Genomic DNA, 15,382 nt, shown 5'->3' with positions numbered 1-15,382 from the left:
TTTTATTAGGAATTTTGAGTTTTAAGTGAAAGGTAAATAAATGCCGAAAAACGACAATATTGATAATATTATTGATCATAAATTGTTTACCGAAGATGATATTCACCTGATGTGTGTCAAATTGGGTAAGCAATTAACTGAAGACTATGCTGGTAAAAAGCCATTAGTTATAGGTGCATTAAAGGGTGCAATTTTCTTTTTAACTGACCTGGTACGTGAAATGAACGTCAAAGAAGAAATTGATTTTATGGACGTTTCTAGTTACGGTGATGGTTTTGAATCTTCAGGCGAAGTGAAAATCATTTCCGATTTGGCTACAGATGTCAAAGATCGTGATGTTTTAATCGTTGAAGATATCATTGATACCGGATTAACCTTGAAATATATGAAGGATTTGCTCCAAAAACGCGGCGCTAAAAACGTTAAATGCTGCGTGTTACTGAATAAGGAAGCTAATCGAAAAGTTAATGTTAAGGTTGATTATTTTGGTTCAAAAGTCGGAAACGAGTTTGTTGTAGGCTATGGTCTGGATTTTATGAACTTTTACCGTAACTTACGCTACATTGGCGTTCTTAAGCCTGAAGTCATCAAGCTAGCTAACAATAAATAATAAAAGGAGCTATTCAAATAGCTCCTTTTATTTATCAGTTAGTCTTCTTCTTTACTTGTTTTATTTGCTTTTGGTGCTAGTGGCTTAACAATAAACCACCGCATAAAGCCTTGCTCAATGTTTTCAAGCTTAAATTCAAAATTTTCGAGCTCAACCGTTTGATTTTTTTTTAATTCTGGATAATGTTCCATCATATAACCACCAATAGTGATAATATCACTATTTTGGAAACTTTTAAGATCTTTGCGGAAATATCTGGCAAAATCATATAAGGTCGTTTTACCCGAAACATGAATATTGCCCTTTTTATCTTTGATAATATAGTCATCTGAAACATCATCTATTTCATCTTTAACCGTACCAAAGAGCTCTTCGTAAATATCCTTATCCGTCACAATTCCGCTAGTTCCGCCGTATTCATCTACGACTAAAACAATCGGCGTGTGCTTTTTTATCATTAAATGCAAAATATCCTGAATCGGCATTGATTCTGGTACGGTAATCATTGTTCTAATAATCCGTGTCACAGGTACCTGATCATCTATTTCATTTTGCTGAACCACATCGAAGGCATAAATATAGCCTACGATATCATCTTTATTATTATCACGAACAACAGGAATACGACTTGATCCTTCATCAAGATACATTTTTAGTGCTTGCTTGATCGTATCAGTTGAATTGATCACCACTAGCCTGGTTCTGTCCGTCATAATATCCTTAGCGACTTTATCATTGAGTTCAAAAGCACGCTGCATGTATGTCAGGTCGTTTTTATCAAGGGACCCACCATGAACAGCCTTCCGTGATAATTTAATAATCTCAGACTGCGAATAAACCTGATTTTCTTCATCTGCCGGCTCAAAGCCCATGATTTTAAGCAAACCATTGGAACTGGTATTTAAAAGCCAGACAAAAGGATAAACCAAAGTATGAAATAGCTGCAATGGCGTGACAATTCCCAATAATATTTTGACTGGCATGTCAATTGCAATATTTTTCGGAACAATCTCCGTCACAACTACTTCTAGATAAGTTAATAAAATCACCCCTAAAAGGGCACTAACGGACCGCACTACAGAATGATTAAGTTGAGTTACTTTAAACAAATTTGCAAAAATCGCTGCAAACGTATCGGCAGAAAACCAACCTAAAACGACGCCAACTAAAGTTGTGCCGACTTGCGTTGTCGATAAATACTCATTCAGGTTATGCGTCATATGTAAAGCACGCTTAACCTTCCTGCTATTACCAGTATTATCTGCCAGCATATCTTCTAACTGACTTGATCTTGTTTGGACCAATGCAAATTCAGCAGCAACAAAGAAGGCTGCAAAAACAAAAATCACTAAAGTTGCTATTAAATTAGTAATTATTTGAGCTGTATTCAAAATTTATATCACCTTTTATAACAATTATTTGATATATTTTAGCATTAATAGCGCTTTATCTTGATAAAAATGTTTTTTATTTGATTATTTTATAAATTTTCTTAAACGGTAATCTTGCAGGAATATATTTCGGATCATTAACCTCAGCAGACTTATCTTGATAACCTAAGCCAATTGCCATTCCAACCAACTCATCATTAGGAATTTTTGCATACTTTCTCACTAATTCTGGATATGACACCATAGAATGAGCTGGCATGATTGCAATACCTTCATTAATGGCCAATAACATTATACTCTGTGAAAAAATCCCTAAATCATAAACCGACCAGGCTGGTGATGCTTTGGGTATCGTTAGAAATGCAATATCCTGCGCATTGAACATTGTATTGTTTGAATTTTCAAAAAGCTCTATCTTATTATGGAAGAAATACGGTTGCGATGCACCGACAGCAGCCAAATTTTGACTTGGAAATGATTCCCAGTTAAGCGATAGCATTTTAGCAAAATCTTCATGCGGATCGACACCTGCATCAATTTGTTTTTTTACTTCTTTTTTTAGTTCATTAAGCGCCTCCCCGGCTAATAAGTAAACCTTCCAAGGTTGTGAATTCAGTAATGATGGTGATTGCTGAGCCCTCTCAATTATTTTAGCCAATAATTTTTCATTAACTTTTCGGTTGGTAAACTTACGTGTTACCCGTTCTTGATTATAAACATCATTAAATTCCATTACCATTTCAAATCCTTACAAACTAAACTTGGCATACCAAACTATATTTTAATTATTTATATTCTGCTTTTAAACAATTCATATTTTAGAAACCTATTTTAATCATAAGAAAAATTAAACTAATGTATAACGTTTAACAATTTTTCTATTAAAATTAAATCTGAATATACTACTTGCAAAAGCCAGTTATATATATACTAATAATCTTAATAAATAATTGTAAATATTGCAATGCCATTAGGAAAAGAGAACAAATAATTGTTAATATTTTGATCACTTTATTCATTAATTTTTATTAGTTAGGTAAAAATGCTATTCATATATCCTTATTATTATATTACTAAAAAGATTCAACTCCTTTAATTCAACTTAGATATAACGCGCCTCAATTACCTTTGTTTCCTTGCATGTTCAAGGTGAATAATAAGATAAATTAATTAAACTTAACTTTAAACTTTATATTGGCGGCGTAATTCACGCTCCTGATCTCTTTTCTTAATCGTTTCGCGCTTATCATATTTTTTCTTACCTTGACCCACGCCAATCAATACTTTGGCAAAGCCATGTTTAAGGTAAACTTTGAGGGGAATAATGGCGATCCCCCTTTGCTCCTGCTCCTTAGCTAAACGAGCAATTTCTTTTTTATGTAATAACAGCTGGCGTTGGCGCAGGGGCTCATGGTTATAGCGGTTGCCCTGCTTGTATTCACTAATGTGAACATTTTCGAGATAAGCGGAACCATTAATAATTTGAACATAGCCATCGCGCAGATTAATTCTTCTTGCACGTACTGATTTAATTTCGGTTCCTGTAAGTGCAATTCCTGCTTCATAAGTGTCCTTAATAAAATAATCATGATGTGCTTTTTTATTCTGAGCAATTAAGTTCTCATTATTTTGTTTCTTCAATTTCCCGTCCTAATGCTTATACTTGCTAAAATGTGGGTGATTGCCATTTTTATGAAAATGATTGCGGCCGTTCGTAGCTCCGCGGTGACCGTGATCGTTGCGAAATCCCCGATTTCCACGCCGACGATTATTATTGCCACGGTTATTATGCTCCTTTTTAGGAGCATTGGGGTCATAAATTTCAAAATCTAGTTGATGCTGCTCAACATTTGCATTAGTCAACGTCACCTTTATCGGCATCCCCACATGATATTGCTTATGGGTACCACGACCAGTAAGCGTCATGCTCTTTTCATTAAAGCTGTAGAAATCATCTGTTAAATTGGAAATATGGATTAATCCTTCAACTGTATTAGGTAACTGGATAAACATCCCAAAACTAGTTACTGAAGATACCACAGCATCAAAATGCTCACCAACTTGGTCTGCCATGTATTCAGTCATCTTCAAATCGTTGGTCTCACGCTCAGTATCAATTGAAACACGTTCTTGCGTAGAAGTCTGATCTGCCACCACAGGTAAGGAATTAGCAAAATGATCCCGAACTTTTTTATCAGTTCCTTCCTCGCTATATGCATGGATCATGCGGTGGACCATTAAATCGGAATACCGGCGAATTGGCGAGGTAAAGTGGGTGTAAAACTTGGCAGCTAGGCCGAAGTGTCCGAGAGGTTCTTCTGAATAATGTGCCTGCTTTAAGCTTCGCAGCATCATCATTTGAACAACGGCTTCCTCAGGTGTTCCGGTTGTCTTGGCTACCACTTTTTGCAAGTCAATCGGCTTAACATGATTAGGATCAGCCGTAATATTCAAGCCAAATGCACTGCAAAATTCAAAGAAGCTCTTAATTCTTTCACCATCTGGCGTTTCATGTACACGGTACAAGAATGGTACATGCTTTTTGTAAAAGTCTTCAGCAACGGTTTCATTAGCCATCAACATAAACGATTCAATCATCTTTTCAGCTGTACCCCGATTAAGCAAGACGATATCAGTTGGCTTACCCTGATCGTTAACAATAATTTTAGCTTCTGGCTCTTCAAAGTCAATTGCTCCGCGTTGGTGGCGCTTTTGATACAAAGCATTGTGCAACTCGGCCATTTCTTTTAGCATTGGTGCTAATTTAACATATTTTTCTTCCAGTGGCTCTTCATTATTTGGATCTAGGACCTTATTGACATTGTTGTACGTCATTCGGCCGTGTGAACGCATTACAGAGGGGTGAATCCGGTAATTTACCCGCTCACCTTTTGGCGTAATTTCCATGTCACATGAAAGAACTAAGCGGTCTACGCCCTCATTTAAAGAACAGATACCGTTTGATAATCTAAATGGCAGCATCGGAATTACCCGGTCAACCAAATAAGTACTGTTGCCACGAGTAAACGCCTCTTTGTCAAGGGGCGAATTTTCTTTAACATAATGAGCAACATCAGCAATGTGAACACCTAGATGATAATTGCCATTAGGTAATCGCCACAATACTACAGCATCATCAAAGTCCTTTGAATCATCGCCATCAATTGTGACTGCTGGCTGCTCCCTAATGTCCTCACGATCGGCCATTTCTTCGGGCAGCACATGATCCGGAATAGCATTGGATTGATCAAGTGCATCCTGAGCCCATTCTGTCCGGACATCATGAGCAGAAACAATTGCCATAATATCAACGCCCGGGAGATTTTTATTACCAATAATTTTGGTAACAACACCAACCATTGAGTCAGGATTATCCTTATCAGGATAATTGCTAATTGAAACCTTGACCATGTCACCTTTTTGCGGACGCAAGCCATTTTCACCCACATAAACCCGATAATTAGCTAACTTTTTATTAGTGCTCAACACATAGCCGACAAAATGACTAACTTTAGTTTGCTCATCAGTCAGTGGATGAAATTCTCCCACTAAGGAGCTAACCCCACGAGAGATAATCTCCTGAACCTGGCCTTCTGGTCCCTTACCGTTCCACGGATTACCACCAGCAGTTATTTTAACGCGAACTTCATCACCATCAACTGCATATGCAGTATAATCCTTGGCGATAAAAATATCGTCGGTTTCTTCATCTTCAACTTTAACAAAACCAAAGCCCTTACTATTGGCTTTAAACATTCCCTCGACAACGATATTTTCTTGAGCCAGTTGATAGTGACCATTGCCGTCAGTGATTATCTTTTTCTCTTGTTCTAAAAAAGATAATGCTTTTACGAGATCAGAAAAATTACCAAGTCGGTCGCGTCTGAGCATGCGCTCAATTTGTTCAACCTGATATTGCTTTTTGGGATTGTGGCGAAAGATCTCTAAAACATTAGCTAAGATTTTCTCGTTTTGTGCCATGCACTTAATCTCCATTTCCTACTTAAAAAGATAAAAAAAGTCCTCCCATCGTTTTGATCGGGAGGAACCAATACTATTTTGAAGACAAATAAGCTAATACAATAGCAAAAACGAAAAAGAGAACCAGTAAAACTGACGTCACTTTTTCCATAAATGCTTCAAAACCACGTTTCTTCGTTTGACCACTAAATACTGCACCACCAGATAAGGCATTCAAAGCATCTTGTTGCTTTTGTGGCTGCATCATTGTTGCAACAACGATTAAAATTGAAACAATAATTAGTAGCGTCATAAATAAATTATACAATACGCTGCCTCCAATATACACATACGATTACTGATAAATTTTAGCACAAAATGTGCTTTTTTTCGAGTTTTTTATTTTTCAAGTTCAGGCGCATCCGTCTTAAATTTATTTTGCGTTGATTTTTTATGATTATGATACCAAAGCGAAGTTTTGTCCTGTGAAGAATACAGATTTTTTAACGCCTTTTCCTCGTTATAGTTATAATCATGCGGATTGACCTTTTTAAACCATTTCGGATGGTAAAAGCGTAACAAGTTGCCGGCAATTACCCGATCCGATAAAGACAATTGGGTAGTGACCTTATTCGAAATCGCCACAAGTTTTGCTTTTAGCTTCTCATCAGGATCCTCAATTTCTTCTCCGGTCTTAGTGTCGTAATAAGTACTTCCGACCTTGGCATATTTAGGAGTAATAAAATCACCGTTACGCTGGGCGACAATTTGTGGTGCTTTACTACTTAATAAATCATGACCGAATTGAATTGTTTTACGATCATTAATTCCTAAAAGATTTAATAGCGTCGGTAAAACATCGATTTCTCCCCCATAAGTCTTTTTGATTCCACCCTTTAATCCGGGCATATGGAACATCAGGGGTACTCGCTGAAACTTCAGATTATCAAAATTGGTAAATTCATCTTGGTTAAGTAGTTCTGCACTAGCCTTATGGTGATTACCGGATATCCCATAATGGTCGCCATAGAGCACTAGCATGGTTTTTTTATCCAATCCAGTTTTCTTCATCCAGCGCATTAATTCCCCAATTGCCTGATCTAAATAGTGTGCTGTCTGAACATAGCCATCAACCGTTTCATCCCCGGTATCGGTTGGATCAATCGACTGATTTTTCTTATCTAAATCATAAGGATAGTGGTTGGTAACAGTTATCAATTTTAAGTAAAATGGCTGCGGCAAGCGCTCAATATACTTAATTGATTGGTCAAAAAAGATCTTATCCTTTAAACCATAGCCGATATAATATTTAGGCTTATTTTCATAATAAGACAACGGCATAAAATAGTGATAACCAAATTGCTTATAAGCATTATTACGATTCCAAAATGAACCGGCTCCACCGTGCATTACGGCAGTAGTATAGCCACCTTGTTGATTTAAAATCGCTGGGGCACTCTCAAAAGTATTGGAAGTCCCATAACTAGACATTGCCGAGCCAGATTGTAAACCATATAAGGAATTTTCCAGCATCATTTCCGCATCAGAAGTCTTACCTTGACCAACTTGGTTATAAAAATTAGCAAAACTTAATGTATTTTTCGACCGGTAAAGTTTATTTAAGTTGGGGGTAACTTCTTTGCCCTTCCACTTATAACCAATTAAAAACTGTTGGAAACTCTCAAGGTGAATAACCATGACGTTTTTCCCCTTAGCAACGCCGGTATATTCGGGATTAGGCTTAACATAATTGGCCTTCAAGTACTTTTTGACAGAACTTAAATCAGAGACATTGGCCTTGGCCATTTGCTCGCTAGTTTGGGCGGTTTTAAAGCTATCGTAAACTGCATATTGGTTCATTCCCAAATACTTAACGATATAGCTGTTATCGAAAGTTCTGGTTAAAAGTCCTGAACGATCTTTTTGCGCCATCATCAGGTTAACGCCAATTAGCACAACTGCCAACCCTTCAAGTAAAAGATTGAACTTTAATTTTAATGGGCGCAAATCGTACTTAATCACTTTGCCAATCATTAAAGCAATAATTGCCAAAACATCAATGAAAGTTAAAAAATCAGTTACCCGCGTTATCCCGACAATACTTTTTCCTAAATTATCAGCCGTTGAACCAGATGTTTTAATGATTGATAAGGATAAAAAATTGGAAAATTCGCGGTAATACAAAATATTAGCAAAAAGCCATGTGCTAAGAACTAAATCAATAACAATGATAATCCAATAGGATTTACGTCCCTTAAAAAATAGGCCTATTCCCAGTAGCAACAGAGCCGTTGGCAGCGGATTGATGAACAAAAGAAAATTTTGCATCGCACCGACAGCACCTAAATTAAACTTGGTCAAATAAATTACGTACGTTTTTAGCCAAAAAGTTATTAACACAATGGAAAAAAAACCTAATTTGGTTGATGTTAACCATTGCAAGAAAGACTTGGTCCGTGTCATTCTATTCTCCTCTCACTATGCTAATATCTTACCCTTAAGCTCAATTAAACATAGTGATTTTAGTAAAAATTAATCTTTTGCGGAGCTAGTAACTTTTTTCGGTTTGAAAATCCAGCCAAAAATACCTAAAATCATCCCGAAAAAGTAGGTTACAAAGCGCCACAAAAACATCCCAAAAACAAGCGCACCTTTAGATGAAATAAAACTGGCAAAGAGCGTTTGAAAACTGTATTCTGCCCCACCTGAAGCTCCTGGAATGGGAATAATTGCCATAAACATGATAATCATAATGTTCATTTGCGTGACACTGACCCAATCAGCTGGAACTCGTAAAGTTACCAGAACCATAAATGGAATTGAATAAAAACAAAGCAGCTGCAGCACTGTTAACACGGCGCTAAGCACTAATTTCTTTTTTTCATGCTTTAGCTTCTGACTTTCGGTATAAAAAGTGTCAATCTTTGCCATCGTTGCGGTCCGCCAGCCCTCTACACGCTGGGGATTAATTATTTCGGCTAGCCAATTCATTAACCAATTAGCTGCTTTTTTAGTCCACTTGTAAGCAAACAAAATTGCTAATAAAAAAATGATTGAGCTAACGTGAATTAAAAAACCAATTGCAATAAAAAAAGCAAGACCTGCAAATTTAGTTGCAACCATATGAAAACCAGTAATAATGGTAACAACATATGCCAAAAAAACAACAATCTGATAAATGATAAATTTCATCAACAAAAGTGAAGTAGCACGGCCGCCTTCAATTCCCATCTGTACCATTGCAGCCAGTTGAGACGGCTGACCACCAGTTGACATAGGGGTAATTGCATTAAAGAGTGCTTGAATAATTGGAATTCGTAAAAATGACCACTTTGATCGTTTAGGCTCACCAGGACGTTGTGCAAGAACGGCTAAAATGCTAGCTTCAAAAACGTATGATAGCAGCATTAACAAGAAAACTAATAGCAACGCACCAACATTGACATTATTCATTGCCTGCCGCAGTTGCGATACTGGTGTATCTTTTAAATCAACATACAAAACGCCAAGGCTGATGAGTAAAACAACCGCAATTCCCCAAAAGTGCTTTTTATTCATTAGCGGATCTGTCCTAACTCCCTGCCAAGTTCATATTGCTCGTGATAAAAATCACACCAAATTTTGGCTAAATTATCTTCTGAATATTTTTCACTAGCCATATTAGATAGATTACTGTATTTATGCAAAAGTGCCTGATCATTCGCCACTTGGCGCAACTGCGCATTCAGTTCATCAAAGTTTTTCCCTTTTAGATAGTAACCTTTGATAATGGCGTCATATAAAGCAAGATCGCGCAATAAAACTGGTGTCCCACAACTAAATGCTTCCAAAACAGACATTGGAAAAAGCTCATCAAATGATGGCAAAACAAATAGATCTGCGATGTTTAAATAATCAACTAATTGTTTCCGATCAATGATACCGGTAAATTTTAAGTTCTTTGGCGGATTGGCCACTAATTCTTTAAAGTGATCGTAGCCGTCAGTAATTTTGCCAAAAGAAAAACCACCTGCCCAAATAAACTGCATCTCTGGGTTGGCCTGTGCTAGTTTTGCAAAATCATCGACTCCTTTACGAGCCTGAACTTGCCCATCACCAAAGACTACAAATTTATCAAGAGGAATACCTAATTGATGCCGAAAGGCATTCTTTTTTTCCTGCCGTTCAGGATAAAATTCATCTTTTGCCACAAAGTTAGGAATGTACTTAACCTTTTCCCGTTTGATACCGTAATTAACTAACTTATCAATAAAAATAGGGTTAACCACAACAATTTGATCCATTCTTTGATAAAAGTCTATGACATATTTATAAAAGACTTTTTTGGCATAATTCGGAAGCTTGACTGATCCTTCTAAAGTCTCCGGTAAAAAATGGACATAACCAATTTTACGTCCACGCGCTGGGGAAAAACTGTTAACAAAATAAGTAGGATTTATGGTGTGATAGTGGGTTAAATCGCTGGCACCATATTTATTATTCGTTACATAAAATTCATTAACTAAGTGGGTTCTTAATAAGTTGATCAGTTCGTTATAGGCAGAGCCAACACCCTGGCCCTTAACTGAATCAGCTTGTGAGAACATATTAATTCTTATCATTGCTATCCTCTTCGCGCTCTTCCTGGTAATTTTCGATTACTTCTTCATAAAACTGATGTACTTCGCTAGCAAAACGCTCAGCCGAAATTTGCTTCATTTTAGCTTTCAACTTATCTGGCGGAATTTCAGTTTGATTTTCTCTTAAATAAGATAAAATTGCGTCACGCATTTCGCTAGGCCGAGTGAAAACTTTGCCAAAGCAAGGGTTATCGAAGACATTTTCCGTATATTCGGTATCATAAACAACGCACTTTGTACCCGCAGCGAGTGCCTCAATATAAGTAAGGCCTTGCGTTTCAGTATCACTTGCTGAAACAAACAAATTGGCCATCTTGTAAAATGCCCCAACATCATCGTGAGGAACATCGCCAACAAACTGAACGTTATCCTCTAAAGTCAGTCGCTCAACTTGCTCTTGCAAGATCTCGACGTCTGGGCCATCTCCCGCTATCACAAGCTGTACGTTAGGAAATTCATCGACAATTTCTGGCATAACATTTAAAATCCGATTAATTTTCTTCTCCCCAGCTATTCGGCTCAAGGTTAACAAAACGGGGACATCGGGAGCAATTCCTAGTTCATGACGCACATCATGGGTTGCGGGCTTATTCAAGCTCTTAACATCCACACCAGTCGGAATTACACGTAAAGGTATAGATACACCATAGCGCTTCAAAAGAGCCTCAACGCGCTTACTAGGGGCAATAACACCATCCATGTTCTTAAGGTAAACATTGGTAAATTGCTTAACGTGATATGGTCGCAACAAATGCCCGTTTAACACGTAGTGTAAATAGTCTTCATACATCGTATGGTAAGTATGAATTGCCGGTATTTTTAATTGGTGAGCGACATATTTACCAATCATTCCCAAAGCAAACTCTGTTTGCGTATGAACAACATCCAGTTTTACTTCACGTGCTACTTTAGTTGCTTCAAAAAATCCTCTAAATGCTACTCGGCGATCTGTAAATGAAATAAATGGCACACTACTGAAGCGAAAAACGTTAGCCTCAATAGTACCTTTTTTCACGTGCGGATCCGTCGTCGTAAAAATAAATACATTATGTCCCTGCTCTTCAAGGGCGTCTTTTAAAGTCTTAATTGACGTTGCTACACCACTGATTTGTGGAAAATATGTATCGGTAAAAATACCAATATTCATTTGAATACCTCCGTATAAAGGTATTATAAAGATTCCGCTTTGCTTGTGCAATTTTTATAATAGAAAAAGCGCGTAATTTTATAAACAAAAAACAGCTTCTATACATGAAGCTGTTACCTAATAGCGGTGATCGGGGTCGAACCGATACGTCCTAAACGGACACCAGATTTTGAGTCTGGCGCGTCTGCCAATTCCGCCACACCGCCATAATTTTATGAAGTTCAATGAGTGAACCATTAAGGCGGGGATCGGATTTGAACCGACGATTAAGGTTTTGCAGACCTCTGCCTTACCACTTGGCTACACCGCCATTGAATATTTATTTAATAGATTGGGATAGCTGGATTCGAACCAGCGCATAATAGAGTCAAAGTCTAGTGCCTTACCGCTTGGCTATATCCCAATGCTAGGGCGGAATATGGGATTCGAACCCATGTATGCCGGATCCACAAACCGGTGTGTTAACCCCTTCACCAATTCCGCCATGAGGTAAACAGGGATAGTAGGAATTGAACCCACACTAGCGGTTTTGGAGACCGATGTACTACCTTTATACGATATCCCTATTATGGAGGAGGGTGGATTCGAACCGCCGAACTCAGAGAGAGCGGTTTTACAGACCGCCGCGTTTAGCCACTTCGCTACTCCTCCAGGCTGATGGCGCGGGACGGAATCGAACCGCCGACACAAGGAGCTTCAATCCTTTGCTCTACCGACTGAGCTACCGAGCCATCCTACGGTCCATATCAGATTTGAACTGATGATCTTCTCCGTGACAGGGAGACGAGATAAACCACTGCTCCAATGGACCATATTGCGGGAGGTGGATTTGAACCACCGACCTTCGGGTTATGAGCCCGACGAGCTACCATACTGCTCCATCCCGCGATGTTATAAAGGAGGATGTGGGATTTGAACCCACGCACGGCAAGACCGTCTAACGGTTTTCAAAACCGTCCCCTTAAGCCACTTGGGTAATCCTCCAAATGTAAAAATACCAATAAACGTTGGTAATGACCCGTACGGGATTTGAACCCATGTTACCGCCGTGAAAGGGCGATGTCTTAACCACTTGACCAACGGGTCATATTCTCTTCTTACGTCACAAGACGCTTAATTATAATACCGAATTTAATTTAAAATGTCAACTACTTTTTATTTCTATTAATTCGTGTATCAGTGGCAATTCCTTAATCGCAACGTTATTTATAATACAGGATTCCTAGTCATCTTGCAAGAGTTTTATGCAAAAAGATGAATTTTTTGTAATAATTGCATTACTTTTACTTTCACTAAGGTACAAAAATCCAGCTAAAAAGCTTTAATATCAGTATTATTTGTTTATTATTGCTGGGCAGCCGCTTCTTCCCCAAAACCAAATTGGCGTTTGAAAATCAACTGGTCGATACCCAGTACCTTTCAGTAAATCAAACCAGGCAGAAATGACAATCTCCTGCTTTTTTGAACTATTCTCTTCTTCAGCTGTAATCAATCCTAATTTTCTACTAGCCTTTATCACATGACGATCAGCTGCAATAGAAATTTTAGACACGTTTTTTAATTGAAGACTTGTATAATGATCCAAAACAAATAGCCAGTAATTGCAGAGCTTTTTGCCAGAAAGATACGGAAACCCGGCTTTATTATCAATTTGCAGATACTTTCTTATTTGAACCACGTCATCATGATTTTCATGACATAAGGTTAATACACTGCCAGCGAAATTATCATTCAGTGTTTGACATATTTGGCACCAAATAGCCGTCTGCTTGTTTTGCTGTAAAGCTAAGCGGTATTTAGTTAAAGCTGCCTGAACAGTGCCAAAATCGCTCTCAGTAACTTTTTTAGGGTTAAAGAGGAAGTTAGTCGATTCATCTAAATACGTCTTCTTTGCACTCACCCATAAAGAATACGAATTTCGCTGATAGTTAAGTGCTGTTGGCAAAGTAAAATACAATGCATTTTCTTCAGAATCTTGAGCAAGATGTGGATTGGTATCTTCAGGCAATTCTTTTGATCCAAAAACGCCATTCTCATACATCTGCGCAATGTTTTCGATTGACTTTAAAACATTTACTTTCATCTTTTTTACCCGGTAAATACACATAACAACAAAAAAAGTTTGTAAGCTTTAATACCTACAAACTTCTTAATTACGGAGACTGAGAGATTTGAACTCTCGCACCGGAATAACCCGATCTACACCCTTAGCAGGGGCGCCTCTTCAGCCACTTGAGTAAGTCTCCATAATGGGCCTAAATGGACTTGAACCATCGACCTCACGCTTATCAGGCGTGCGCTCTAACCAGCTGAGCTATAGGCCCAAAAGCGGGTAACGAGAATCGGACTCGCGACTAAAGCTTGGAAGGCTTTCGTTTTACCACTAAACCATACCCGCAAAATTAAACTAATAAAATGGCGCGGGACGGAATCGAACCGCCGACACAAGGAGCTTCAATCCTTTGCTCTACCGACTGAGCTACCGAGCCATCCTACGGTCCATATCAGATTTGAACTGATGATCTTCTCCGTGACAGGGAGACGAGATAAACCACTGCTCCAATGGACCATATTGCGGGAGGTGGATTTGAACCACCGACCTTCGGGTTATGAGCCCGACGAGCTACCATACTGCTCCATCCCGCGATGTTAAAATATAAAAGTACAAAACCCATATTTTAATGGACCTTGTAGGACTCGAACCTACGACAGGACGGTTATGAGCCGTCTGCTCTAACCAACTGAGCTAAAGGTCCAAGCTCTGGCAAATAGCGGCGGGGGGGATCGAACCCTCGACCTCCCGGGTATGAACCGGACGCTCTAGCCAGCTGAGCTACACCGCCAAAAAATGTAACCGTTAGTTAACAAATTACAATCGGGAAGACAGGATTCGAACCTGCGACCCCCTGGTCCCAAACCAGGTGCTCTACCAAACTGAGCCACTTCCCGAGATATGCGCCCTGAAGGATTTGAACCTTCAACCTTCTGATTCGTAGTCAGACACTCTATCCAGTTGCGCTAAGGGCGCATCATTAATGCCGAGGACCGGAGTCGAACCGGTACGGTTGAAACCAACCGCGGGATTTTAAGTCCCGTGCGTCTGCCAATTCCGCCACCCCGGCATGTAATGAAAGCGGAAGACGGGATTCGAACCCGCGACCCCCACCATGGCAAGGTGATGTTCTACCACTGAACTACTTCCGCAATATTATGGAATGCCGATTATACGATTTGAACGTACGACCCCCTGTTTACAAGACAGATGCTCTACCAACTGAGCTAAATCGGCAAAATGTAAATATGGTATATTATTATGGCGAATACGGGTGGTGGGACTTGAACCCACACGTCCGAAAACACTAGAACCTAAATCTAGCGCGTCTGCCAATTCCGCCACACCCGCAAAATGGGGCCATGAGTCGTGACGGGCTTGAACCGTCGACCCTCTGATTAAAAGTCAGATGCTCTACCGACTGAGCTAACGACTCGGAAAATGGAGGATACAGGGCTCGAACCTGTGACCTCCTGCTTGTAAGGCAGATGCTCTCCCAGCTGAGCTAATCCTCCATCAAAGCACGGCAGCTTCCTACCCTCGCAGGCAGTCTCCCACCAACTACTCTCGGCGTGAAGAAGCTTAACTGCTGTGTTCGGCATG

General features: G+C 39.0%; 11 protein-coding genes and 27 tRNA genes. 1 reads left to right on the top strand and 37 read right to left on the bottom strand.

Translation table 11 applies throughout. The features are described 5' to 3' along the window. Nucleotides 1-40: 40 nt before the first annotated feature. A complete protein-coding gene (gene hpt / locus J3U73_RS00190) occupies nucleotides 41-610 on the top strand; it encodes a hypoxanthine phosphoribosyltransferase (protein WP_267409258.1) in 570 nt (189 codons plus the stop codon). Between the two features lie 38 nt (nucleotides 611-648). On the opposite strand, the gene J3U73_RS00185 is transcribed toward hpt, so the two are convergent. The 37 genes from J3U73_RS00185 to J3U73_RS00005 all read right to left on the bottom strand — a co-directional run bounded on the left by J3U73_RS00185 (nucleotide 649) and on the right by J3U73_RS00005 (nucleotide 15,294). Continuing rightward, complete coding sequence (locus J3U73_RS00185) at nucleotides 649-2,001, bottom strand: hemolysin family protein (RefSeq protein WP_220269252.1); 1,353 nt, start codon at nucleotides 1,999-2,001, stop codon at nucleotides 649-651. 76 nt (nucleotides 2,002-2,077) lie between these two features. Further along, the gene (locus J3U73_RS00180) at nucleotides 2,078-2,734 is read right to left on the bottom strand and encodes a nitroreductase (protein ID WP_267394361.1); all 657 of its coding nucleotides are present in this window, start codon (nucleotides 2,732-2,734) and stop codon (nucleotides 2,078-2,080) included. 449 nt (nucleotides 2,735-3,183) lie between these two features. After that, the gene (gene smpB, locus J3U73_RS00175; protein ID WP_103751950.1) at nucleotides 3,184-3,642 is read right to left on the bottom strand and encodes an SsrA-binding protein SmpB; all 459 of its coding nucleotides are present in this window, start codon (nucleotides 3,640-3,642) and stop codon (nucleotides 3,184-3,186) included. Nucleotides 3,643-3,651: 9 nt separating this feature from the next. Next, nucleotides 3,652-5,982: a ribonuclease R gene (gene rnr, locus J3U73_RS00170; protein ID WP_267409257.1), complete on the bottom strand. Its 2,331-nt coding sequence runs from the start codon at nucleotides 5,980-5,982 to the stop codon at nucleotides 3,652-3,654. Nucleotides 5,983-6,055: 73 nt separating this feature from the next. Further along, nucleotides 6,056-6,289, bottom strand: coding sequence for a preprotein translocase subunit SecG (gene secG / locus J3U73_RS00165; protein ID WP_103751948.1), 234 nt, complete (start codon nucleotides 6,287-6,289; stop codon nucleotides 6,056-6,058). A 71-nt stretch (nucleotides 6,290-6,360) separates the two neighbouring features. After that, nucleotides 6,361-8,424 carry an LTA synthase family protein gene (locus tag J3U73_RS00160; protein ID WP_220269249.1) on the bottom strand — a complete coding sequence of 688 codons (2,064 nt, stop codon included), beginning with the start codon at nucleotides 8,422-8,424 and terminating at the stop codon, nucleotides 6,361-6,363. A gap of 69 nt (nucleotides 8,425-8,493) precedes the next feature. Continuing rightward, on the bottom strand, nucleotides 8,494-9,519 hold the full coding sequence (locus tag J3U73_RS00155) for a lysylphosphatidylglycerol synthase transmembrane domain-containing protein (RefSeq protein WP_267409256.1): 1,026 nt from the start codon (nucleotides 9,517-9,519) through the stop codon (nucleotides 8,494-8,496). Further along, nucleotides 9,519-10,562: a glycosyltransferase family 4 protein gene (locus tag J3U73_RS00150; RefSeq protein ID WP_267409255.1), complete on the bottom strand. Its 1,044-nt coding sequence runs from the start codon at nucleotides 10,560-10,562 to the stop codon at nucleotides 9,519-9,521. Before J3U73_RS00150 ends, J3U73_RS00155 begins: the two co-directional genes overlap by 1 nt. Continuing rightward, a complete protein-coding gene (locus J3U73_RS00145) occupies nucleotides 10,549-11,727 on the bottom strand; it encodes a glycosyltransferase family 4 protein (RefSeq protein ID WP_220232815.1) in 1,179 nt (392 codons plus the stop codon). Before J3U73_RS00145 ends, J3U73_RS00150 begins: the two co-directional genes overlap by 14 nt. Before the next feature lie 121 nt (nucleotides 11,728-11,848). Further along, nucleotides 11,849-11,933, bottom strand: a tRNA-Leu gene (locus tag J3U73_RS00140). Between the two features lie 33 nt (nucleotides 11,934-11,966). Further along, nucleotides 11,967-12,037 (bottom strand) — tRNA-Cys (locus J3U73_RS00135). Between the two features lie 21 nt (nucleotides 12,038-12,058). After that, nucleotides 12,059-12,130 (bottom strand) — tRNA-Gln (locus J3U73_RS00130). Between the two features lie 7 nt (nucleotides 12,131-12,137). Beyond that, nucleotides 12,138-12,210 (bottom strand) — tRNA-His (locus tag J3U73_RS00125). Nucleotides 12,211-12,221: 11 nt separating this feature from the next. Next, nucleotides 12,222-12,292 (bottom strand) — tRNA-Trp (locus J3U73_RS00120). A 4-nt stretch (nucleotides 12,293-12,296) separates the two neighbouring features. Next, nucleotides 12,297-12,378 (bottom strand) — tRNA-Tyr (locus tag J3U73_RS00115). 7 nt (nucleotides 12,379-12,385) lie between these two features. After that, a tRNA-Phe gene (locus J3U73_RS00110) sits at nucleotides 12,386-12,458 on the bottom strand. Nucleotides 12,459-12,464: 6 nt separating this feature from the next. Next, nucleotides 12,465-12,538, bottom strand: a tRNA-Asp gene (locus J3U73_RS00105). A 3-nt stretch (nucleotides 12,539-12,541) separates the two neighbouring features. Further along, nucleotides 12,542-12,615 (bottom strand) — tRNA-Met (locus tag J3U73_RS00100). A gap of 9 nt (nucleotides 12,616-12,624) precedes the next feature. Next, a tRNA-Ser gene (locus J3U73_RS00095) sits at nucleotides 12,625-12,711 on the bottom strand. Between the two features lie 30 nt (nucleotides 12,712-12,741). Then, nucleotides 12,742-12,813, bottom strand: a tRNA-Glu gene (locus tag J3U73_RS00090). Nucleotides 12,814-13,060: 247 nt separating this feature from the next. Then, nucleotides 13,061-13,810 carry a hypothetical protein gene (locus J3U73_RS00085; RefSeq protein ID WP_220269246.1) on the bottom strand — a complete coding sequence of 250 codons (750 nt, stop codon included), beginning with the start codon at nucleotides 13,808-13,810 and terminating at the stop codon, nucleotides 13,061-13,063. Nucleotides 13,811-13,883: 73 nt separating this feature from the next. Beyond that, nucleotides 13,884-13,973 (bottom strand) — tRNA-Ser (locus J3U73_RS00080). 4 nt (nucleotides 13,974-13,977) lie between these two features. Next, a tRNA-Ile gene (locus tag J3U73_RS00075) sits at nucleotides 13,978-14,051 on the bottom strand. A gap of 3 nt (nucleotides 14,052-14,054) precedes the next feature. Further along, nucleotides 14,055-14,125, bottom strand: a tRNA-Gly gene (locus J3U73_RS00070). Nucleotides 14,126-14,143: 18 nt separating this feature from the next. Beyond that, nucleotides 14,144-14,216, bottom strand: a tRNA-Phe gene (locus J3U73_RS00065). A 6-nt stretch (nucleotides 14,217-14,222) separates the two neighbouring features. Further along, nucleotides 14,223-14,296, bottom strand: a tRNA-Asp gene (locus J3U73_RS00060). A gap of 3 nt (nucleotides 14,297-14,299) precedes the next feature. Further along, nucleotides 14,300-14,373: transfer RNA gene (locus J3U73_RS00055), tRNA-Met, on the bottom strand. Nucleotides 14,374-14,409: 36 nt separating this feature from the next. Further along, nucleotides 14,410-14,483, bottom strand: a tRNA-Ile gene (locus J3U73_RS00050). 13 nt (nucleotides 14,484-14,496) lie between these two features. Beyond that, nucleotides 14,497-14,570 (bottom strand) — tRNA-Met (locus J3U73_RS00045). A gap of 32 nt (nucleotides 14,571-14,602) precedes the next feature. After that, nucleotides 14,603-14,676, bottom strand: a tRNA-Pro gene (locus tag J3U73_RS00040). Between the two features lie 5 nt (nucleotides 14,677-14,681). Then, nucleotides 14,682-14,755: transfer RNA gene (locus J3U73_RS00035), tRNA-Arg, on the bottom strand. Between the two features lie 8 nt (nucleotides 14,756-14,763). After that, a tRNA-Leu gene (locus J3U73_RS00030) sits at nucleotides 14,764-14,849 on the bottom strand. Between the two features lie 10 nt (nucleotides 14,850-14,859). Next, a tRNA-Gly gene (locus J3U73_RS00025) sits at nucleotides 14,860-14,931 on the bottom strand. Nucleotides 14,932-14,943: 12 nt separating this feature from the next. Continuing rightward, nucleotides 14,944-15,016: transfer RNA gene (locus tag J3U73_RS00020), tRNA-Thr, on the bottom strand. Between the two features lie 32 nt (nucleotides 15,017-15,048). Then, a tRNA-Leu gene (locus J3U73_RS00015) sits at nucleotides 15,049-15,130 on the bottom strand. Between the two features lie 12 nt (nucleotides 15,131-15,142). Continuing rightward, a tRNA-Lys gene (locus tag J3U73_RS00010) sits at nucleotides 15,143-15,215 on the bottom strand. Between the two features lie 6 nt (nucleotides 15,216-15,221). Then, nucleotides 15,222-15,294 (bottom strand) — tRNA-Val (locus tag J3U73_RS00005). Nucleotides 15,295-15,382 lie beyond the last annotated feature (88 nt).

It is taken from the genome of Lactobacillus sp. B4005, from assembly GCF_026536045.1.
In the GTDB taxonomy this organism is placed as follows: Bacteria; Bacillota; Bacilli; order Lactobacillales; family Lactobacillaceae; genus Lactobacillus; species Lactobacillus panisapium.
The sequence above is the reverse complement of the archived record's forward strand: the minus strand, read 5'-3'. Positions and strand labels throughout refer to the sequence as shown.

Coding starts and splice junctions, on each gene's coding strand:
- hpt (WP_267409258.1), top strand. CDS start 41: ATGCCGAAAAACGACAATATTGATAATATTATTGATCATAAATTGTTT.
- rnr (WP_267409257.1), bottom strand. CDS start 5,982: ATGGCACAAAACGAGAAAATCTTAGCTAATGTTTTAGAGATCTTTCGC.
- J3U73_RS00155 (WP_267409256.1), bottom strand. CDS start 9,519: ATGAATAAAAAGCACTTTTGGGGAATTGCGGTTGTTTTACTCATCAGC.
- J3U73_RS00180 (WP_267394361.1), bottom strand. CDS start 2,734: ATGGAATTTAATGATGTTTATAATCAAGAACGGGTAACACGTAAGTTT.
- J3U73_RS00085 (WP_220269246.1), bottom strand. CDS start 13,810: ATGAAAGTAAATGTTTTAAAGTCAATCGAAAACATTGCGCAGATGTAT.
- J3U73_RS00145 (WP_220232815.1), bottom strand. CDS start 11,727: ATGAATATTGGTATTTTTACCGATACATATTTTCCACAAATCAGTGGT.
- J3U73_RS00160 (WP_220269249.1), bottom strand. CDS start 8,424: ATGACACGGACCAAGTCTTTCTTGCAATGGTTAACATCAACCAAATTA.
- J3U73_RS00150 (WP_267409255.1), bottom strand. CDS start 10,562: ATGATAAGAATTAATATGTTCTCACAAGCTGATTCAGTTAAGGGCCAG.